The 22,002-nt window shown below is 36.2% G+C and carries 19 protein-coding genes, 1 riboswitch and 1 other annotated feature; of the genes, 3 read left to right on the forward strand and 16 right to left on the reverse strand.

All coding sequences use genetic code 11. From position 1 onward, the window contains the following. The first annotated feature begins 1 nt into the window (after window position 1). Window positions 2-997, forward strand: a complete 996-nt coding sequence (locus DES48_RS01910; protein ID WP_113866389.1) for an aliphatic sulfonate ABC transporter substrate-binding protein — start codon at window positions 2-4, stop codon at window positions 995-997. Window positions 998-1,112: 115 nt separating this feature from the next. On the opposite strand, the gene DES48_RS01915 is transcribed toward DES48_RS01910, so the two are convergent. The 14 genes from DES48_RS01915 to gltB all read right to left on the reverse strand — a co-directional run bounded on the left by DES48_RS01915 (window position 1,113) and on the right by gltB (window position 19,708). Next, entirely contained in the window at window positions 1,113-1,709 is a 597-nt protein-coding gene (locus tag DES48_RS01915) for a GNAT family N-acetyltransferase (protein ID WP_113866391.1), read from the reverse strand. A gap of 70 nt (window positions 1,710-1,779) precedes the next feature. Beyond that, window positions 1,780-2,190 carry a hypothetical protein gene (locus tag DES48_RS01920; RefSeq protein WP_113866393.1) on the reverse strand — a complete coding sequence of 137 codons (411 nt, stop codon included), beginning with the start codon at window positions 2,188-2,190 and terminating at the stop codon, window positions 1,780-1,782. A gap of 132 nt (window positions 2,191-2,322) precedes the next feature. Next, window positions 2,323-2,478 carry a hypothetical protein gene (locus DES48_RS15840; RefSeq protein ID WP_170126147.1) on the reverse strand — a complete coding sequence of 52 codons (156 nt, stop codon included), beginning with the start codon at window positions 2,476-2,478 and terminating at the stop codon, window positions 2,323-2,325. Window positions 2,479-2,519: 41 nt separating this feature from the next. Beyond that, window positions 2,520-3,440 carry a cysteine synthase A gene (gene cysK, locus DES48_RS01925; protein WP_113866395.1) on the reverse strand — a complete coding sequence of 307 codons (921 nt, stop codon included), beginning with the start codon at window positions 3,438-3,440 and terminating at the stop codon, window positions 2,520-2,522. A gap of 145 nt (window positions 3,441-3,585) precedes the next feature. Beyond that, window positions 3,586-4,644 (reverse strand): adenosine deaminase, encoded by a 1,059-nt coding sequence (gene add / locus DES48_RS01930; protein WP_113866397.1) that lies wholly within the window; start codon window positions 4,642-4,644, stop codon window positions 3,586-3,588. Between the two features lie 175 nt (window positions 4,645-4,819). Then, the gene (locus tag DES48_RS01935; RefSeq protein ID WP_113866399.1) at window positions 4,820-6,127 is read right to left on the reverse strand and encodes a nucleobase:cation symporter-2 family protein; all 1,308 of its coding nucleotides are present in this window, start codon (window positions 6,125-6,127) and stop codon (window positions 4,820-4,822) included. After that, window positions 6,127-6,714, reverse strand: coding sequence for a xanthine phosphoribosyltransferase (locus DES48_RS01940; RefSeq protein ID WP_113866401.1), 588 nt, complete (start codon window positions 6,712-6,714; stop codon window positions 6,127-6,129). Before DES48_RS01940 ends, DES48_RS01935 begins: the two co-directional genes overlap by 1 nt. 110 nt (window positions 6,715-6,824) lie before the next feature. After that, a riboswitch (purine riboswitch) is annotated at window positions 6,825-6,926 on the reverse strand. Between the two features lie 177 nt (window positions 6,927-7,103). After that, window positions 7,104-8,363: a threonine ammonia-lyase IlvA gene (gene ilvA / locus DES48_RS01945; protein ID WP_113866813.1), complete on the reverse strand. Its 1,260-nt coding sequence runs from the start codon at window positions 8,361-8,363 to the stop codon at window positions 7,104-7,106. 135 nt (window positions 8,364-8,498) lie between these two features. Next, a complete protein-coding gene (locus DES48_RS01950) occupies window positions 8,499-9,425 on the reverse strand; it encodes a manganese-dependent inorganic pyrophosphatase (RefSeq protein WP_113866403.1) in 927 nt (308 codons plus the stop codon). A gap of 161 nt (window positions 9,426-9,586) precedes the next feature. Continuing rightward, window positions 9,587-10,831 (reverse strand): glutamate-5-semialdehyde dehydrogenase, encoded by a 1,245-nt coding sequence (locus tag DES48_RS01955; protein WP_113866405.1) that lies wholly within the window; start codon window positions 10,829-10,831, stop codon window positions 9,587-9,589. 2 nt (window positions 10,832-10,833) lie between these two features. After that, window positions 10,834-11,949, reverse strand: a complete 1,116-nt coding sequence (gene proB / locus DES48_RS01960; protein ID WP_113866815.1) for a glutamate 5-kinase — start codon at window positions 11,947-11,949, stop codon at window positions 10,834-10,836. A gap of 62 nt (window positions 11,950-12,011) precedes the next feature. Continuing rightward, window positions 12,012-12,225, reverse strand: a binding site (T-box leader). A 78-nt stretch (window positions 12,226-12,303) separates the two neighbouring features. Next, window positions 12,304-13,380, reverse strand: coding sequence for a branched-chain amino acid aminotransferase (locus DES48_RS01965; RefSeq protein ID WP_113866407.1), 1,077 nt, complete (start codon window positions 13,378-13,380; stop codon window positions 12,304-12,306). A gap of 256 nt (window positions 13,381-13,636) precedes the next feature. Next, window positions 13,637-15,133 carry a glutamate synthase subunit beta gene (locus tag DES48_RS01970; RefSeq protein ID WP_113866409.1) on the reverse strand — a complete coding sequence of 499 codons (1,497 nt, stop codon included), beginning with the start codon at window positions 15,131-15,133 and terminating at the stop codon, window positions 13,637-13,639. Between the two features lie 15 nt (window positions 15,134-15,148). Further along, entirely contained in the window at window positions 15,149-19,708 is a 4,560-nt protein-coding gene (gene gltB / locus DES48_RS01975; protein WP_113866411.1) for a glutamate synthase large subunit, read from the reverse strand. Window positions 19,709-19,832: 124 nt separating this feature from the next. Here gltB and gltC point away from each other — a divergent pair, with 124 nt between their 5' ends. Further along, complete coding sequence (gene gltC, locus DES48_RS01980) at window positions 19,833-20,723, forward strand: glutamate biosynthesis transcriptional regulator GltC (RefSeq protein WP_113866413.1); 891 nt, start codon at window positions 19,833-19,835, stop codon at window positions 20,721-20,723. A gap of 8 nt (window positions 20,724-20,731) precedes the next feature. Here the strand turns inward: gltC and DES48_RS01985 are convergent, their stop codons facing one another. After that, window positions 20,732-20,872 carry a small, acid-soluble spore protein L gene (locus DES48_RS01985; RefSeq protein WP_245911257.1) on the reverse strand — a complete coding sequence of 47 codons (141 nt, stop codon included), beginning with the start codon at window positions 20,870-20,872 and terminating at the stop codon, window positions 20,732-20,734. A 122-nt stretch (window positions 20,873-20,994) separates the two neighbouring features. Between DES48_RS01985 and msrA the strand changes: the two genes are divergently transcribed. Beyond that, window positions 20,995-21,519 (forward strand): peptide-methionine (S)-S-oxide reductase MsrA, encoded by a 525-nt coding sequence (msrA, locus tag DES48_RS01990; protein ID WP_113866415.1) that lies wholly within the window; start codon window positions 20,995-20,997, stop codon window positions 21,517-21,519. A 111-nt stretch (window positions 21,520-21,630) separates the two neighbouring features. On the opposite strand, the gene DES48_RS16335 is transcribed toward msrA, so the two are convergent. Then, window positions 21,631-21,765, reverse strand: a complete 135-nt coding sequence (locus tag DES48_RS16335) for a hypothetical protein (RefSeq protein WP_281269217.1) — start codon at window positions 21,763-21,765, stop codon at window positions 21,631-21,633. Window positions 21,766-22,002: the final 237 nt, after the last annotated feature.

Below are 22,002 nucleotides of genomic sequence, written 5' to 3' on the forward strand. Positions count from 1 at the left end.
CATGAAAAAAGTAATAATTAGTATAGTATTTATCTTTATTGTAGGTGTTTTAGCAGCTTGTGGTACTTCGGGAGGATCGACTTCTAAGGATGACGAACGGACGATCACCCTTGGATATTTTCCTAATATTAACCATGTTCCTGCTATGGTTGCCAAATCAGAAGGTATATATAAAGAAAAAGTAGGCGACAATGTTACAATTGAATACAAAACATTCCCTGACGGTGCTTCTTTTATGACAGCATTAAAAACAGGCGAAATTGAAGCAGGACTTGTTGGCCCGGGACCAGCAATGAATAATTACACGACAGGAACAGATGTAAAGATTTTAGCTGGTGGTTCTACAGGTGGTACAGTAACAGTTGCTAGAAAAGATAGCGGTATTGAATCAATTGAAGACCTTAAAGGAAAAACATTTATTACCCCGCGTGTGGGATGTACACACGATGTGCAATTCGAAACTTTCATGAAGGAACATGGTATCACTTCTGAACGTACGGGTGGTGAAATGGTTCATACCACAGGAAAACCAGCACAGTATCAGGCAATGTTTGAATCAGGGAAAGTAGATGTTGCAGTTGCTCCAGAACCTTGGGGATCTGTATTGCAAATGGAAACTGGCGCAAAAGTAATTGTCGCACCAGATGAAGTTTCTTTCGGTGAAACATTACCAGCTTCTGTCCTCGTTACATCAGGTGATATGATTAAAAACGATAAAGAATTAATTCAACAGATTGTCGAAGCACATAAAGAAGCAATTACCTTCATCAATGAAAACGAGGAAAAAGCAAAAGATATCACGATTGCAGATATCAAAGAAAACACTGGTCAAGAATTAAGTAAAGAAGTAATTGATAGCGCATGGAACAACATTGGTTTTAGTTATGATGTTAGTGCAGAAGAAGTGCAAGCATTCGGGGATTCTTCTTACGAATTAAAATTCTTAAAAGAACAACCAGATTTCTCAAACTTAATTGACACACAGTTTATTGACTAATTTATTGTTAGAAAAAGGCTTTAAAGAGAAAGATCTCTTATAAAGCCTTTTTTGCTTTATAAGTGTGGATGCAATTAGGAAATTGATTTAAATTTTCATGAATTAAAATAAGAATCTAACATGAAGTCATCATTGTCATATTTATACCTCTTTCTAACATATAGTCATTTTTTAGAATACTGTATATTTCCAGATCGATTACTCCTTTCCCAGCCCAAACACTCGCTTGTCTTAAGACACCTTCTTTGATAAAACCATTCTTCAAAAGTACCTTTTTTGATATTTTGTTCGCAGGCATTACCTCTGCTTGAATTCGATTTATATTAACCTCCTCGAATAAAAAACGCACTATTCTTTGGACGGCCTCAGTTGAAATTCCTTTGTTCCAGAATTCCTCTGCTAGAAAATACCCTATACTAGCCATATTTACGTCTTTATTAAAGCTCATCACTTCAATAATTCCTACTAACCGATTATCTTGAAAAATCCCCCATTTAATTCGCTTTTTCTTATTAAAATCTCGTTCAAAATGACTTATCATTTTTTGTACTGTTTGCTTATTGTGTTTAGGAATAATTCCACAGTATGTAAATACAGCGTCGTTATTATAAATTGCAAAAACCTCTTCTAAGTGGATATCTTCAATTTTACTAAGAACGAGATGATCAGATTGTAATACTGGGAAGTCACTAAATATCGCATCAAAGTTCATTATTCCCTTCGCTCCCTTACGCATTTCTTAAATTCTTTAAGAAATGCTATTAGTTAAAATCTTATTTTAATTAATATAAAGAAGTGTGATTGGAAATCTCCATTTCTAGGTGTCCATCTTTATCAACAGATTTAATTTTTATATTGGCCTTTCCAGTATATCCTTTTTCAAAATAACCAATGACATTTTCCGTTTGTACTTTACCTTGGTTATTTATATATTGTAAAGATATCTCTGCTTCATCAAAAGATTCAAAAGAATGCTTGCTTGGATCTATATGACATTTGACTTCTTTCTTAGCTCCGATGGAGGGTAGCATAATATCTGATTTGATATTGTCATAGGTGACATATAAACCCGTGATTTCTTGATTTGTTTGATTCTTTATTATAATTTGCAACCCATTTTGGGAGAGCCAGTAAATTGGTATTGCTATTAGAATACAAACAATAATAATAGCAATAAGCTTCTTCTTTCTCATTTGTAGTAATCCCCCTTTTACATAGAAAGATGTATTTATATTTGATAAAGTTACACAATCATTGTATATGAATTGTAAAAAAGTTCAACTTCAGTAAATAATAACATTACTGAAATCGAACTTTTAGAATACTTAATTCTTATCTTGTTGTTTAGGATTCTCTACTATCTCAGCTAATTTACTTTGATCCCAGCGGATTGCTGTCTCTTTCGGAATATCATATTCTTTGTTCACTCGTAGTAACTGCTCATTATATCTGGTTTGCACAAGCATTCTTACTTTAACCATCGTGTACCTCTCCAATTCTGATTCACCAAACATTCGAGTATTTATTCACCAAATAAATTCATGCTTAAATAACGTTCTCCTGTGTCTGGCGCAATACAAACAACACGTTTTCCTTTTCCTAAACGTTTCGCCACTTCAATGGCAGCAAAGACAGCTGCACCACCAGAAGGTCCGATAAAGATTCCCTCTTTTTGCCCTAGTTGCTTCATCATATTAATAGCGTCATCATCTTCAATCGGCATAATTTCGTCATAAATAGATGTATTCAAAATCTTTGGTACGAAGCCAGGACTGGTACCAACTAATTTATGCTTACCAGGCTTTCCTCCTGATAAAACAGGTGAACCTTGTGGCTCAACAACAGCAATATGAATATTAGGCAACCATTCTTTGAGTGTCTCACCAGTTCCTGTAATGGTGCCACCAGTACCTGCCGTTGCAACAAAAGCATCAAGATGTTGATCCATTTGCTCATAAATTTCTTTAGCCGTTGTAACTCGATGAACATCAGGATTTGAGACATTCTCAAACTGTTGTGGCATAAAACTATTTGGAATATCTGCTGTTAATTCTTTTGCTTTTTTGATTGCGCCTGGCATTTTCTCTTCACTTGGTGTGAGAACCACTTGTGCACCATAGGCCTTTAAGATATTAATACGTTCTTTTGTCATGTTATCAGGCATTACTAGAATTGCTTTATATCCTTTTGCGGCTGCAGTCATCGCTAAACCAATACCCGTGTTTCCACTTGTTGGTTCGATAATCGTTGATCCAGGTTTTAAAATCCCTTCTTCTTCTGCTACTTTGATCATGTTAAATGCTGCTCTATCCTTAACACTCTTTGAAGGGTTAAACATTTCTAATTTAACATAAACGTCTGCAGCATCATCTGGAATCAAACGGTTTAATTTTACAATTGGTGTTTCACCGATTAATTCTGTCATATTATTTACAACACGCATGTATGTAACATCCTCTCTATAATAAAAAGAAATAAAAATAAAAACTGATCAATTTACTATGATTATTATAACAATATCTATGAATTAAGCCAATCTGTAACATTTCTTCAAACAAAAAAAACCAATGGCTAATATACCATCAGTTTTATACTACCATAGGAAAGCTTTGTTCCTGCTTTTTCATTTGTTTTAAACACTTCTGCTTTAAGGTCTTTTTTTCTTGAAAACTTAGGAACGAAGCATCAATTGCATTAATCGTTAATTGATTCAATTCAGTTATTGTAAAATGAAAATGGTCCATTAAAATAGAGAATTCTTTTGTGATGCACGTATCAGAAACGGTCATATTATCAGTATGAACCGTAACTTTTAACCCTTGATCAAAATAATATCTAATCGGGTAGTGTCCCCACCCATCCGTGGCCTTTGTTTGTAAATTACTAATTGGACACATTTCTAATGGTATTTCTCTTTTTTTAATCTCATGCAAGAGTTTGTCGTCTTCGGTTAATCTTACACCATGACCAATGCGGGCAGCACCTAACTGCTTAACAGCTTCTTTAATGCTTTCTGCCCCCGCTGCTTCTCCAGCATGAATCGTAATCGGTATTTCTAGTTGATTCGCTAATGCAAAGGTATCTCGGAATAATGAAGTAGGAAAACTGTTCTCGTCTCCGGCCAAGTCTACAGCAACCAATCCTTTATTTAAATATTTAGCAGCAACACGAATCACTTCTTTATTAACTTCGGCATCGTGATGACGCATGCAGCATGTAATAACCCGTGTCTCTACTCCAAACATACAGGAACCTTTCGTTAAGCCTTTCATTACTGCATTAAGCACTTCCTCTAGTTGAAGTCCTTGTTCACGGTGCTGTTGAGGTGCAAATCTCACCTCAATATATGCACAATTGTCTTGTTTTGCTTGTTCCACTAATTCATAGGCAACGCGTTCTAATGCTTGTTTAGTTTGTAACACTTTAGCCACAAGATCGAACGGACGTAAATATTCTGCTAAACTAGTACAATTATCTCCGACAGACATATAGGAAGACAAATCAGCAATAGACTGGGTTGGTAATGTCACGCCTTGCGCACGAGCTAATTCCAATAATGTCTTTGGTTTAACACTTCCATCCAAATGAAGATGTAAATCTACTTTTGGTAGTTGTTTAATAAAGGAATACGCTTGCTTTGTAACCATTGAGTCCTCATCCTTCCCAAGATTTAATAATAATGATAATAAAATTTCTTTTCGATTGCCATTATTATGTAAGTAAAGTTCACAAACAAATTTAAAATCTTACCCATTCGCCCTAAGCTTTCACATAATTGGAATGATGTGAAAGCGTTAAGTGAAAAATTATTACTCCATCTAATTAGGCTACCTCTTTATCTGGCTCATTTGTCATTTGTTGCATTGGTTTTTTTCTAAAATTAAAAATAACATTTAAAATGATTGCAGTTAAACTCCCTACGACAATTCCACTTTCTGTAATTGGTCTTAGACTATTAGGTAAACTTGTAAAAATCTCTGGTACGGTTGTTACCCCTAACCCCATTCCAATTGCGCAAGCAACAATTAATAAATTTTCTTGTGACGAAAAATCAACTTTACTTAACATTTTTATTCCATAAGCAATCACCATTCCAAACATGGCAACCATTGCCCCACCTAAAACGGCTTTTGGTATAATTAATGTTAAAGCACCGATTTTAGGCACAAGTCCAAGCATAATTAACATAACACCTGCTGTGTAAATTACTTTTTTGGAGCGAACACCTGACAATTGCACCAAACCGACATTCTGTGAAAAAGTTGTATATGGAAAAGAGTTAAACAAGCCACCAAGTAAAATGGCAATTCCTTCTGCACGATAGCCTCTTTCCAAATTTTTATCTGTTAACTTTTTATCGCAAATGTCTCCTAGTGCAAAATAAACACCTGTTGATTCGACTAAACTTACAATCGCCACTAGCACCATTGTTAAAATAGGTACGATATGGAACTTAGGTGTTCCGTAATGAAATAGTGTTGGTATGTGAAACCAGCTACTTTCTGCTACAGTGCTTAGGTCTACCATTTCGAAAAACGAAGCTATTACAGTTCCAACGACAATACCAAGTAAAATTGCAATTGATTGTATAAAGCCTTTTCCAAAACGAAAGATTAATAAAATAATCAATAATGTCCCAAATCCTAAACCTAAGTTCGTTAAGCTACCAAACTCACTATTATCTGTGCCACCAGCCAGATCATTCATCGCAGTCGGTATCAACGTAATACCAATAATGGTCACCACAGAGCCTGTCACAACCGGCGGAAATAATATAATCATTTTACTAAAGAACTTAGCAAGTAACACGACTAATAAACCAGATATTAAAATCGCACCATATATCGAGGTGATTCCATAATTATTGCCAATCGATATCATGGGGCCCACTGCAGTAAAGGTACACCCTAGTACAACTGGTAATCCAATACCAGTGAATTTATTCCGCCAAACCTGTAAAATACTTGCGATACCGCACATTAAAATATCAATGGAAATTAAGTAAGTAAGTTGTGCGTTAGTAAGTCCGATCCCAGCTCCAACAATCATTGGAACAACTACTGCCCCGGCATACATGGCTAATACGTGTTGTAATCCTAATGATGCGATTTTTCCTTTTGTTAACTTCATTATGCAAACTCCTCCTCACTTACAAATTCAATGGTTTTATTTTTTAATGACTTGATTCTTGCTAATGACTCTAATTGATATCCTTTATCATGAATCATTTTACCACCATCTTGAAAAGCTTTTTCAATGACGATGCCGATACCAGCGACTGTAGCATTAACTTTTTCCACGATATCAATAAGTGCTAGTGTTGCTTGCCCATTTGCAAGAAAATCATCAACAATTAAGATCTGATCATCAGTACTAAGAAATTTTTCAGCTATCGATATTTCATTTGTTTCTTGTTTTGTAAATGAATAAACTTTAGAAGTTATCAATCCATCCGTTAACGTTAATGATTTCTTTTTGCGAGCAAAAAGAACTGGGACATTTAAAATCAATCCAACCATTACAGCAGGGGCAATACCCGATGATTCCAATGTAACGATTTTCGTTATTGTCTTGTTTTCAAATCGCTTAATAAATTCTTGTGCCACTTCATACATTAATGTTGGATCAATTTGATGATTTAAAAAGTTATCCACCTTCAAGACTGTGTCGGAAAGTGCTACCCCTTCCTCAGTGATCTTTTGTTGTAGTTTTTCCATGCTTGCAACCCCCTATTTGTGAATATAAAAAACCCAAAGATTGTGCACACCTAATGAGATGAGCAATAATCTTTGGGCATTGTTCGTTATTGAAACATAGATCAATAAACATACATCTATTGCTCACTCATAGTCAGATCATTTACGGTAATCTGGTAGAAACTTGTAGGCCATATCCCCACTATTATACGAGTGAATAATTATGAAATTATTATTTTAATATTGTAACACGCCGTTGATTGATTTCAAGAACTTTTTTATTTTTTATTTAGTTACGAATGATTGTTTGTTAAATCAGTAAAGCATTCGCAAGGTAATCTATTTCCATTGACTTGTTTATAACAAAAAAATTTTATATATAAATAATCTGACAAAAGGGATTACCTTTGTCAGATTAATAGATGAAACAGTGCTTCATCTTTATTAATTTCAATATAAGAAAAGTCATGTTCTTCCATTCGCGCCATCAATGGTTGATAGTCACTTCGATGTTTTAATTCAACCCCAACAAGAACAGGACCTTTGTCACGATTATTTTTCTTCGTGTATTCAAAACGAGTAATATCATCTGTTTCACCTAGAACTTTATCTAAAAATTCACGTAACGCACCAGCACGTTGCGGGAAGTTAACAATAAAGTAATGTTTATAGCCCTCGTAAACTAGTGATCTTTCTTTCATATCTTGCATGCGATCCATATCATTATTGCCACCACTTACGATACAAACAACATTTTTACCTATGATTTGTTCACGATATTGATCTAATGCTGCAATTGGCATCGCTCCAGCTGGTTCAGCTACAATGGCATTTTCATTGTATAGATCAATTAATGTACTACAAACTTTCCCTTCTGGGACAATTGCAATATCATCAATCACCTCTTTAGCAATTTCAAAAGTTAAATTGCCAACTTGCTGTACGCTAGCTCCATCAACAAACTTATCTACCTTATCCAGTTTAACAACCTTTTGCTGTTTTAAAGCAGCCTGCATAGATGGTGCTCCTTGCGGTTCCACACCAATAACTTGGGTATCAGGACTAATGTTTTTCATATATGAACCAACACCAGAAACTAAACCACCGCCACCTACTGACATAAAAATATGGGAAATTGGTTCTTCCATTTCATCAACAACTTCCATCCCAATGGTTCCTTGACCAGCAATCGTACGATAGTCGTCAAAAGGATGGATAAACGACATGTCATATTGATCACAATAAGCTTTTGCTTCTTGATAAGCATCATCAAAGGTATCGCCAACTAAGATAATTTCTACTTCGTCACCACCAAAGAAAGTTACGCGTTTTACTTTTTGTCTTGGTGTCGTTGTAGGCATGAATATTTTCCCTTTAACCTCCATTGCCTTGCAGGAGTATGCAACGCCCTGTGCGTGGTTACCAGCACTTGCGCAGACAACACCATTTTGTAGTTCTTTTTTGGATAAGGTTTGCATCAAGTTATATGCCCCTCTAATTTTAAAGGAGCGAACAACTTGCAAATCTTCTCGCTTCAAATAAACATTACATTGATACTTTTCTGATAAGATTGGATCTTTTTGTAAAGGTGTTTTTTGAACAACATCCTTTAATTTTTGTTGTGCAATAAGAATATCTTTAATTTGGACTGTACTTACTTTTGTGCTCATCATTCATAGAATCCTTCCTGCAAAAAATAGTTAGACTTATACTATCATATTCAGACAAATTAGAAAACTATAACACCAGATTTATCTTATTAGAAAAGACAACTAAAAAATGGATAGTTGTCTTTCTAAATCAGATTATGCTAAAGCACCTTGTATGTTAGGTACAATTTGTTTTTTACGAGATACAACGCCTTTAAGCAATGCTTGATTATTCGTTAACGTTACATCAAAAGCTTGTTCTACCGTTTTTTGTTTGTCTCCTAAAGCTAAAATTACGGAATCATTATTAAGAATATCTGTTACGACAAATGCAAATAAGCCAAGTTGTTTTTTATCAATTGTTTGTTGAATTGCTTCTTCAATCGCTGTTTGATTTGCTAACACATCATTTATATCTACCGTATTTACTTGGGCAACTTCCACACTTGTACCAGCCATGTTGAATTCTTTTGCATCTAGTGAAATTAATTCTTCAACTGTTTTATCACTTAAATCTGCACCTGCTTTTAGCATTTCTAAGCCATACGTTTGTGGATCTACTCCTGCAATAGTGGCTAATGCATCAGCAGCTTGTACGTCTTCCTCTGTGCATGTTGGAGATTTAAATAATAGCGAATCAGAAATAATGGCAGAAAACATAAGTCCGGCAATTTCTTTTGGAATCGCAACATTATTTTCTTGATAGATTTTTTTAAGTATAGTCGCCGTACAACCCACTGGTTCTGCACGATAGTATAATGGATCATTTGTTTCAAAGTTTGCAATACGGTGATGATCAATTACTTCTTTTACTTGTACTTTCTCAATATCATCTACACTTTGTTGACGTTCATTATGATCGACTAAAATAACCGAATCTACTTCATCTGCTACTGTAGAAACATAGCGAGGTGCCTCTACTTTAAAATAATCAAGTGCATATTGTGTTTCGTTGTTCACTTCACCAAGTCGAACTGCCTCTACTTCTTGGCCAAGTTGTTTTTTCAAATACGCATAAGCAAGTGCTGCTGTTATGGTATCTGTATCTGGGTTTTTATGTCCGAAAATAAATGTTTTACTCACTTTGTCTCTCTCCTTTAACAATTACATGTGTATGATCAAATAGTGTAAAATATCCTTATCTATTGTAACGTAAATTGTTTGCTATTTCATCCAAATTGGTTTATTTCTCTTTAAAAATCACTAACATAGATTAAAGCATTTGACAAAAAACATCAAAAAGATTATTTAATTTGTCCTTCTCCATGCAAGGTGTATTTCGTTGATGTTAATGCATCTAAACCCATTGGTCCTCTGGCATGTAATTTTTGTGTGCTGATACCAATCTCTGCGCCAAAGCCGAATTCAAATCCATCGGTAAACCGAGTCGAAGCATTATGGTATACGCAAGCTGCATCAACTTCATTTAAAAATTGAAGGGCATGTTGATCATTTTCGGTAATGATTGCTTCAGAGTGTTTGGTCCCATAATAATTAATATGTTGTATTGCTTCTTTTACATTATTTACAGTTTTGATGGCTACTTTTTTAGCCAAAAACTCTTCCTGCCAATCTTCTTCCGTCGCTAAAGGCAATTCTTTACGGAAAGAAGCAATCACCTCATCGACTACCATTTGTACATCGTGATCATACAATGCATTTATTAATTGATCTCCATTTTCTTCAAACCATTGTTTATCAACTAATATTGTTTCAATCGCATTACAAACAGATGGACGTTGTGTTTTTGCATTGATGGCAATATTCACACTCATCTCTGCGTCAGCTGTTTGATCAATAAACAAATGGCAATTTCCTGCTCCAGTTTCAATCACCGGTACAGATGACTTAGCAACCACCGTATCTATTAGATTTTTACTTCCTCTTGGAATTAGTACATCTAAATATTCGTTTAAACGAAACATTTTTTCAGCTGTTTCACGATTCGTATCCTCAATTAGTTGCACTGCTTCTACAGGAATTGCAGTATTCTGTAAGGCTTGTTGCATTACATTTACAAGCGCAATATTTGAATAGATAGCAGAAGAGCTACCTCGTAAAATAACAGCATTTCCGGTTTTTAAACAAAGCGAAGCAGCGTCTACCGTTACATTTGGTCGAGCTTCATAAATCATGCCAACAACACCAATTGGAACTGTAACTTTCTTAATTGACAAACCATTTGGTCTATCCCATGCATCTTGAACTGTTCCAATGGGATCATTTAATTGTGTTAACTGGTTTAAAGCCTCTGCCATATCTATAATTCTTTGGTTGTCTAGTCTTAATCGATCCATAATGGAAGTAGAAAATCCTGATTCCTCTGCCTTGGCAATATCTTTAGCATTCTCTGCAATAACATAATCCTGTTGTTGGATCAATTGGTTAGCTATTTGTTTAATAGCATCATTCTTTTGCTCTGTTGTTGCTTGACTTAAAGCTGTTGTCGTTGCTTTTGCTTGCTGTGCAATTATCAGTAAGTCCTGCATTCTTATACCCCCTGTAATGTTAAAACTAAATTGTTCCGATGAATAACTTCTGCTTTTGTTTGATCAATGATATTCATCGCTTGTGCACTACTTAATCCTTTAATTTGTTGAATTTCTTCCGAGTTATAGTTCACTTGTCCTTTCGCAATCACATCATTATGATAGACGATTTCAACCACGTCGTTTTCAGCAAATGTATCTTTCACTTTAAGAACACCAGCTGGAAGTAAGCTTCTCCCTTTCTTTAGTAAAGCTTCCTTAGCGCCATCATCAATAATTAATTGTCCAGATACATTGGAATGGAACGCAATCCATTGTTTATGCTTGCGCACATGGTGTGTATGATAATTCCCAATATAAGTACCGTCCCCATTGCCTGCTAAAATGTCTACAAACTTATTTGAACCTTTTCCAACTCCAACAAAAGCGTGTACCCCAAGTGATAAAGCAGTTTGCGCTGCTAATAATTTGGATTTCATTCCACCGGTCCCGACTTTTGAACTAGAATTTTGACTTGTTTGATCAATTAACTCATCTGATACATGATCTAATTGATTGTAGCGAATGGCATCAGGATATTGATTTGGATTTGCACTATAGAGTCCATTAATATCCGTTAGTAAAATCAAATAATCCGCATTTACCAATCCACTAACTAAAGCGGATAACATATCATTATCGCCAAAAGTTAATTCATCAATTGCAACTGCATCATTTTCATTAATGATTGGAATAACGGAACGTCTCAATAGCTCGCTAATTACTTGAAACACATTATGGAATTGCTGTTTATTAACAAAGACATCTCTTGTTAATAAAAGTTGCGAACTAACAATACCGTATTTCTTAAACGCGTCTGCATAAGCCTCAATTAACAAGCCCTGACCTACTGCAGCTGCCGCTTGTTTACCAGCAACGGTAACGGGACGACTCGAATAACCTAAATCATGAAACCCAGCTGAAACTGCACCAGAAGAAATCAGAATAACTTCTATTCCTTGCTGCATTAATTTTGCAATTGCTTCCGTATGCTCTTGAAGTTTATCAATACTTAGACTCCCATCTTTTTTTGTCAACGAACTGCTACCAATTTTCACTACTACTCGTTTATTCGCCATGTTAAACCCTCTTTTATTTTGTATCATTAAAAAAACTCTTTCCATCCAATACATAGAAGCCTGTAAAGGACGAAAAGAGTTGATCCGCGGTACCACCTTGTTTTGACAAGCAAGCTTGCCCACCTTGCCCCATAACGCTGGGAAAGCGAAAGAAGTTTATCCTTCTTAGCTCAGAGGGTAGGTTCAATAAAAGCAGTTATGCAAGAATCTTTCAGCCGATGGATTCTATTCTCTTTCATTTGCTCTTTATTTACTAGACCTCGTCGTTGCCTTTATCCGAAATTGATTGTTCATATTATGCTTTAGTATAAGTGAAATGTCAATTGCTAAACATAACAGAAACACTTTTATTTTTTAGCGTTCTAATTTAACGATCCAATCAAACACATCTGTTTCTTTACCATATTGGATATTTGTTAGTGTATCATAAAGCTTTTTGGAAACTTCACCAGTTTTGCTATCATTGATGACAATTTCTTTTCCATCCCAAGCCAAAGTTCCAATTGGCGAGATAACAGCAGCTGTGCCTGAACCGAATGCTTCTTCTAATTTGCCATTTTTATGTGCTTCGAAGATTTCTTCTACCGTTATTTTACGCTCAGTTACTGTGATTCCCCAATGTTTTAAAAGTTCCATTACAGAGTTGCGTGTAACACCTTCTAAAATACTACCATTTAATTCAGGAGTTACTACTTCTCCATCTATTTTGAAAAATACATTCATACTTCCTACTTCTTCAATATATTTTTTCTCAATACCGTCTAACCACATGACTTGTGCATAGCCTTGTGAAGCCACTAGCGCTTGTGCTTTTAGGCTGGAAGCATAGTTACCTGCTGTCTTCGCTTCTCCCGTACCACCTTTTACTGCACGAACAAATTCATTTTCCACAGCAATTTTAACTGGGTTAATCCCTTCTTTATAATAAGCTCCTACTGGTGATAAAATCACCATGAATTTGTAATGTTTTGAAGGAGCTACACCTAAAAATGGCTCGGTTGAGATAATATATGGACGAATATATAAAGAAGTTCCAGGTTCGCTTGGTACCCAATCCGCATCAACTTTCACTAATTCTTTAATTGCTTGTAATGCCAACGTTTCATCTACTTCTGGAATGCGCATACGATCGTTGGACCGGTTTAAACGTTGAATGTTCTTTTCTGGTCGAAAGAGATGAATATCTCCATCTTCAGAGAGATATGCTTTCATTCCTTCAAATACGGTTTGACCATAATGAAAAATCATTGCGGACGGTTCTAATGTAATTGGTTGATAAGGTACGATCCTAGGGTCATGCCAACCTTTTCCTTCTGTATAATCTAAAATGAACATATGATCTGTAAAGTATTGGCCAAATCCTAATTGCGTTTGATCTGGTTTTTCTTTTTTAGAAGTTGTTTTCGAAATCGTTATATTATTTACTGTCATCATTTCGTCCCCTTGCTTTTTTATTTCGTAGATTTTCTTTAATGTATAATCACTATTTTATTACTAAAGGATAATATTCTTCAAGTTATTTAAGTCGAAAAATTCGAAATTGTTAAAAATATTAATATAAGTTTATAAGTATATCCATCTTAATCTATATATGTATATATTATTATCTTATCATGAATGTAGTTTAAAACAAAGCAAGTGCATAAAAAGACCACTAGTGTTGAGAACTAGCGATCTTTTTAATTCCTTACATTGCTAAAACAGTTGGTAAGCTCGTTTTGCCCATCAAGTGTTGGTCAACTGTGTATGCCACCTCTCGACCTTCATTAATTGCCCATACAATTAAGCTTTGTCCTCTTCTAGCATCACCAGCAGCGAATACACCATCGACATTAGTAGTGAATTTTCCATAGGTAGCGTTAACCTTGCGATTTTTCGTTTCTACACCAAATTCTTCTAAAACGGTAGGCTCTGGTCCTTCAAATCCAATAGCAATAAGAACTAATTCAGCTGGCCACACTTTTTCTGTTCCTGGAATTTCTTCATAAACTAACTTTCCATTATCTGTTCGTGTCTTTCTCATTTCAACAGTATGCAATTCTTTTAACTTACCTGCATCATCTTTGATAAAAGCTTTTGTTTGGATCGAATATTCTCTAATATCTTCACCAAACTTCGCTTTTGCTTCTTTATGTGCATATTCTAAGCTAAAAACTTTTGGATATTCAGGCCACATATTATCTTCCGTACGCTTTAACGGTAATTGTGGATGTTTACCAAACTGAACAACATTTTTTGCACCTTGGCGTAATGCGGTAGCGATACAGTCGGCACCAGTATCACCGCCACCGATAACAATGACATTCTTTCCTTCTGCATCTAATGTGTTAACAGGTGGCTGCGATTCATCTAACAAGTGTTTCGTAGCAGCCGTTAAATAGTCCATTGCGAAATGAACACCTTCTGCTTCTCGTCCTTCAATGATTAAATCACGATGTTTTTGTGAACCTGTACATAGAATGACACTATCAAATATTTCTTTTAATTCATTTGCTGTAATGTCTTTTCCTACCTCGGTATTTAATACAAAACGAACACCTTCTTGTGCTAATAGGTCAACACGGCGCTGCACCACATCTTTATCTAATTTCATGTTTGGAATACCATACGTTAGCAATCCTCCAGCACGGTCAGCTCGCTCATAAATCGTTACGGTATGACCTGCTTTGTTCAATTGGTCTGCAGCAGCTAGACCAGCCGGACCAGAACCAATAATCGCTACGGTTTTACCTGTGCGTTTTTCAGGAGGGTTTGGTGTAATCCAATCATTTTCAAAACCTTTATCAATGATTGCTTGTTCAATATTTTTAATGGCGACAGCTGGTTCAGAAATAGCCACTGTACAAGAACCCTCACATGGAGCTGGACAAACTCTCCCAGTAAACTCTGGAAAATTATTTGTCTTTATTAACCGATCTAATGCTTCTTTCCACTTTCCTTTATAAACTAGATCATTCCACTCCGGTATCAAGTTATAAACCGGACAACCGGATGTAGCACCGTTAATATCCATTCCAATATGACAAAAAGGCGTACCACAGTCCATGCATCTTGCCCCTTGGCGTTGCATCATATCATCAGTGAAAGGAGTAGAATATTCCTTCCAATCATTGAGGCGTTCAATCGGATCACGCTCGACAGCTTCTTCCCGTTTTATTTCCATAAACCCTGTTGCTTTGCCCATTTTATTCTCTCCTTTCTACTGTACAATCGCTTTTTTACGCTCATCTGTTAGGACAGCGCGATTTTCTTTTTTGGCTAAAAATGCACTCATTTTTGCTTCTTCATCTGTTTCTCCAAATTCTACAAAGGATTCAATCGTTTGTAGCATTAGTTTGAAGTCTCTTGGGATAACTTTTACGAATTTTGTGAGACTGTTTTCCCAATCTGTTAAAATTTCTGCCGCACGACTACTATTCGTATAAGCAGCATGTTTTTCAATCATCTCTCTTACACTAGCAATCTCTTGCTCAGAAATAAGTGATTCGAATTCAACCAATTCTGTATTGGTTATATTTTTTAAGTGATTCTGATCTTCAGCAAATACATATGCAATACCACCAGACATTCCGGCTGCAAAGTTTTTACCTACATTACCAAGAATCGCTACTCGACCGCCTGTCATATATTCGCAACCGTGGTCTCCGATTCCTTCGACAACGATGTTTGCGCCACTATTTCTTACGGCAAAACGTTCGCCTGCGTAACCATTAATATAAGCTTCACCACTCGTTGCACCATAGAAACACACATTACCAGCAATCACGTTGTCACTAGCAACAAACCCTGCATTTTCTGGTGCTTTAACAATAAGCTTACCTCCAGAGAGTCCTTTACCCACGTAATCGTTGGCATCTCCCGTAAGGGTAAGCGTCATACCGTTTGGAATAAACGCACCAAAACTCTGACCAGCTGATCCGTTAAATTGAACATTCACTGTATCTTCTGGTAACCCTTCTTCCCCATATTTTTTAGAGATTTCACTACCTACAATTGTCCCTGCTACACGATTCACGTTCATAATCGGGAACGTGGCGTTCACTTTTTCGCCTGTTTCAATGGCAGATTGTACAGCTGGGAGGACCTTTGTTATATCCAATGATTGCTCAATTTTATGATTTTGTTGTTTCGAATTGGTACGTCCGCTCCCTGTTGGTTGATAAAGAATACGAGATAGATCTAGAGATTTTGCTTTCCAGTGATTTTTTGCTCGTTCACTAATAGTCAACATATCTGTTCTTCCGACTAATTCTTCAACCGTGCGAACCCCTAACGAAGCCATGATCTCACGCACTTCTTCAGCGACAAAACGCATGAAGTTTACGACATGATCCGGGTGTCCAGTGAATTTTTTACGCAATTCCGGGTTTTGTGTGGCAATTCCGACCGGACAAGTATCTTGATGGCAAACACGCATCAGGACACAACCTAATACGACTAGTGGAGCAGTAGCAAAACCAAATTCTTCTGCACCAAGTAACGCCGCAATTACTACGTCACGTCCAGTTAATAATTTTCCATCCGTCTCTAAAATCACTCGTTCTCGTAAATCGTTAAGCATCAAGGTTTGATGGGCCTCTGATAATCCTAGTTCCCAAGGCAAACCGGCGTGCTTTATACTGGTTCGAGGTGATGCACCAGTACCTCCGTCATAACCAACGACTGAGATGACATCTGCATTTCCTTTAGCAACTCCGGCAGCAATCGTACCAACACCTGATTTAGAAACGAGTTTCACACTAATTCTTGCGTCTCGATTAGCATTTTTTAAATCATGAATTAACTGTGCCAAATCTTCAATCGAATAAATATCATGATGTGGTGGTGGGGAGATTAAATCCACACCAGGTGTAGATCCTCGTACATTGGCAACCCAAGGATACACTTTCTTCCCTGGTAATTGACCACCTTCACCAGGTTTTGCACCTTGTGCCATTTTTATTTGTAATTCTTCTGCATTTACTAAATAGTGACTTTTTACACCAAATCGTCCAGATGCAATCTGCTTAATCGCACTATGACGATCATCACCATTTTCATCGATTTGATATCTACGTGCATCTTCTCCACCTTCACCACTGTTACTTTTTCCGCCTAAACGGTTCATTGCAATGGCTAAAGCTTCATGCGCTTCTTGACTTAGTGAACCAAATGACATTGCACCTGTTTTAAATCGTGTCACAATGGAATCCACTGATTCTACTTCATCTATTGAAATCGAATCGGTAGTTTTAAATTCAAATAAATGGCGTAGGTTTCCTAATCGTTCTTTATCGGAAGCTTGCGAAAATTCTTTATATAATTGATAATCGCCTCGACGTGCAGCCCATTGTAATTTATGAATTGTTAATGGATTAAAGGCATGATGTTCTCCCGTTTTTCTCCACTGAAAATCACTTCCAGGCTCTAATGATGCATCAATCGATCGCGTATAACCTTTTTCATGTTGCAACTTCGCTTCTTGTGCAATGGTATCCAACCCGATTCCATCAATCTGGGATGCTGTACCAGTAAAATGATTGTCGATTACTTCCTTACTGATACCTACTGCTTCAAAGATTTGTGCTCCACGATAACTTTGTACCGTTGAAATCCCCATTTTAGACATTACTTTTACAATACCTTGGGTAACGACATCAATGTATGTTTCAACTGCTTCAGGATAGGTTACAGCTAAATCTCCATCCGCAATTTCTTGACGGTAAGTTTCAAAAGCTAAGTAAGGATTGATGGCATCAACACCAAACCCTAATAAAGCAGCAAAGTGGTGGACTTCCCTTGTTTCCCCAGTCTCCGCAATGATACTAGCTTTTGTTCGTTTTCCTTCCCGAACCAAATGCTGGTGTAAGGCACTAACAGCAAGCAATGTTGGGATTGCTACATGATTTTCGTCCATCTCTCGGTCAGACAAGATTAAAATGTTACTACCCTTTGCAATCGCCGAATCTGCTTTCGCAAAAACATTATCTAATCCTTGCGCTAAATCATTGGTGAATAATGTATTGATAGTCGTACTTGTAAAACCAGAATAACGATTTTTTTTCAGTTGGTTTAATTGACTGTTTGAGATAACAGGTGTTTCTAACTGAATACGATGACTGTTTTCTGGTCCCGGTTGTAAGATGTTCCCTTCTGGCCCTAAAAGTGTCATCATGGACATGACAATCTGTTCTCGGTAAGCATCAATCGGCGGATTTGTTACTTGCGCAAATAGTTGTTTAAAATAATTAAACAAAGATTGTGCTTTATCGGATAATACTGCTAAAGGCATGTCATTTCCCATCGCACCAATCGGATCTTTTCCTTCGGTAATCATCGGATTTAAATATTTTTCAACATCTTCCGTTGTATAACCAAATGCTTTCTGTCTTGCGATTAAGTGATCAATTGCTTGCTCTTCTTCATCGACCAAGTCACTAGATAGTGTCACAAGTTTTTCATCTAACCATTTTTCATATGGATGTTCGCTAACAATGTCATGTTTAATCTCTTCATCAGAAATAATCCGTCCTTCTTCTAAATCGATTAACAACATTTTTCCTGGACTCAATCGATCTTTAAAACGAACATTTTCATCAGGTATATCAACAACTCCTACTTCAGAGGAGTAGACAATGTAATCATCATTTGTTACATAATAACGTGCAGGACGTAACCCATTCCGGTCTAAGATTGCCCCAATTTGTTTTCCATTCGTAAATGTAATGGAAGTTGGTCCATCCCATTGTTCCATTAAGCAGCTATGATATGCATAGAACGCGCGTTTTTCTGCTGACATATGTGGATTATGTTTCCATGGTTCTGGAATAAGCATCATCGCAGCATGTGCTGGTGTTCTTCCAGCTAGCGTAAAGAACTCTAATGCATTATCCAATACAGACGAGTCACTACCTTCTGCATTTAAAATTGGCAAGAGTTTTGGTAAGTCATCACCAAAAGCCTCTGAAACAAATTGTTGCTCACGTGCGCGCATCCAATTGATATTTCCGCGCATCGTATTAATTTCACCATTGTGAATTAAATAACGATTCGGGTGTGCGCGTTCCCAGCTAGGAAATGTATTAGTACTGAAACGTGAATGTACTAACGCGAAAGCAGAAACAAAATCTTCTGCTTGTAAATCTAAATAAAATTCATCTACTTGGTTTGGAGTTAACAAGCCTTTATATACAATTGTTCTGTTAGATAGACTAGCAAAATAAAAGCGTAATGATTGTTGTTTTGCCCAATGCTCTGCTTGCTTACGAATAATATATAATTTACGTTCAAAAACAAGATCATCTTTAATGGATGGATCTGCACCTATAAAAACTTGTTTCACGACAGGCGCCGTTTTTTGTGCTTTTATTCCGACTTTTCTGACATTTGTGGGTACATCTCTCCAACCAATAAGTTGTTGACCTTCTTGTTGAATTAATTGATTTACTTTTGTTTCAATCCGTTGTCTTTCCTGGTCATCGTTTGAGAAGAATACCATTCCAACACCATAACGCCCTTCTTCTGGTAACTTAAAATCGGAACATACTTTTCTAAAATATGCATCAGGAATTTGTACCATTAACCCTGCGCCATCTCCTGTATTCGGATCACTTCCTTGACCACCCCTATGATCAAGTTGACAAAGCATCTGCAATCCTTTTTTTACAATATCATGTGTGCGATGACCCTTCATATGTGCATAAAGGCCAATACCACAAGCATCGTGCTCAAATTCAGGACGATATAAACCTTGCGCTTCGGGCAAATTATTATAAGTCATTCTACTCGCCCCCGTCTTATTTTTTAAAGTGTCTATTCCTATTGTAATTTTAATTATCCATCCATACAATATATAATATAGATAAGAACAATCTAATTTTGATATAAGAAGGGGTGTAAAGGTTATGGAATTGCGACAATTAAAATACTTTATGGAAGTTGCTGAACGCGAACATGTATCTGAAGCAGCGCTTCATTTACATGTAGCGCAATCTGCAATTAGTAGGCAAATTGCGAATTTGGAAAAGGAGTTAGGTGTTGAATTATTTGAACGTGAAGGGCGTAACGTAAAACTTTCTCCAATAGGAAGAACGTTTTTGCATCATACGAAGGTTGCTTTAAAAGCAATTGACCATGCTAAAAAACAAATTGACGAATACATTGATCCCGAGCGAGGTTCGATTAAAATTGGCTTCCCCACTAGTTTGGCTAGTAATCTTTTACCAAGTGTCTTAGCTGAATTCAAACGAAAATACGCCGGTATTCAATTTCAACTTCGGCAAGGTTCCTATAACTTTTTAATTGAATCAGTAAAAAATCGTGAAATCGATGTCGCTTTCTTAGGTCCTGTACCTGAAAATCGAGCAGATATTAATGGAGATATCTTATTTTCTGAGGATTTATATGTATTAGTCCCAAGTGATCATCGTATTGCGCAACGAAAAAGTGTCTATTTATCTGAATTAAAAAAAGAACCCTTCGTTTTATTTCCGAAAGGTTACATCTTTAACAAGATGGCAATTGATGGATGCCGTGAAGCTGGCTTTGAACCAAATGTAACGTCAGAAGGAGAAGACCTCGATGCCATTAAAGGTTTAGTAGCTGCCGGTATGGGGATTACCATATTACCAGAGAGCGCGTTTACTGAAACTAAAACGCCGTATACATCGAAAATAGCAATAACGAGTCCAAACCTGCACCGAACAGTCGGAATCATTACACCGAAACACCGTGATCTCGCTCCTTCTGAAAAAGTCTTTTATGATTTTATTATGGATATTTTTAAACAGCAATAATCACTTATTTATCGTCTCGTATTATCTTTTTTCGCTTTGGCTTCTAGTTGTGATACAGGGCGTTGGACTGCTTCATCTTCTGTGAGGCCTTGTTTGTTTAAACCGGCCTTCATTTGACGATTGGTCCGGTTACTTGTTTGTTTTTTCAAGCTATTCACCACCTTTTTAGTTAGACTTTACTGGAAGCATTCAACCTATACATTTTAATGGACAAACTCGATATTTTTAGATACATTTAACAATACAAATAGGAAGCAAGGAGAGGATTAGCATGGCAACTAAAGAGATCGCGACATTTGCTGGGGGTTGCTTCTGGTGTATGGTAAAACCATTCGATCAATGGGATGGTGTATATGAAGTTATATCGGGATATACAGGGGGAAAGGTGGAAAACCCAACTTATGAGCAAGTTAAAACTGGGGAAACAGGTCATTATGAAGCCGTTCAGATAACTTATGATCCTGACAAAATAGATTATCAACAAATTCTTGATCTATATTGGCCACAAATTGACCCAACCGATCCAGACGGTCAATTCCATGATCGTGGTTCACAATATCGTACTGCGATCTTTTATCATAATGACAACCAACAGCAATTAGCAACAAACTCTAAAGAGACATTACAACAATCAAACAAATTCAAAAAAGATATTGTAACACAGATTTTACCTGCAAAACCTTTCTATCCTGCAGAAAATTATCATCAAGATTTTTATAAAAAGAATGAAGATGAATATCTGGAAGATCGAGAGAAGTCTGGTAGAGATAATTTTATTGATATGCATTGGAAATAAAGGTAATTAAAGAAGTGAATCTTTTAATCTCAGGGCGGTAATGACTATCCTAGCGATTAGAAGATTCTCTTTATTAGTGTACCCGATTTTAACTTGGGTTATTATTTCTGTTTAATATTCATCATAAAAACCGACATGTTTCAAATAGTTTTCTTTTACTTTTGGATAGAGCTTTGTATATATAAGAATAAATACCCAGATAGACAAGCTATTGGGTAGAAGTCCAATAAAGACTAGTGGACTCACAAAGAGGCCTCCGAATATTATATATATAAAATAAATATATAATATAGAAGTTACAAAGACAAACATACATGATATAACTTTAAAAGGATATAAATTTATTTTTATCCCATATTCTTTTGCTTCTTTGATTAACAACTTATCTTTTTGAAAATCTTGTTTAAGCAATTTATATGGGGATATTATAAAAATTTTCACTCTTTCTTTAATCGGTACTTTTATTTTCAATAATCAATTCTT

Source organism: Paraliobacillus ryukyuensis (assembly GCF_003315295.1).
In the GTDB taxonomy this organism is placed as follows: Bacteria; Bacillota; Bacilli; order Bacillales; family Amphibacillaceae; genus Paraliobacillus; species Paraliobacillus ryukyuensis.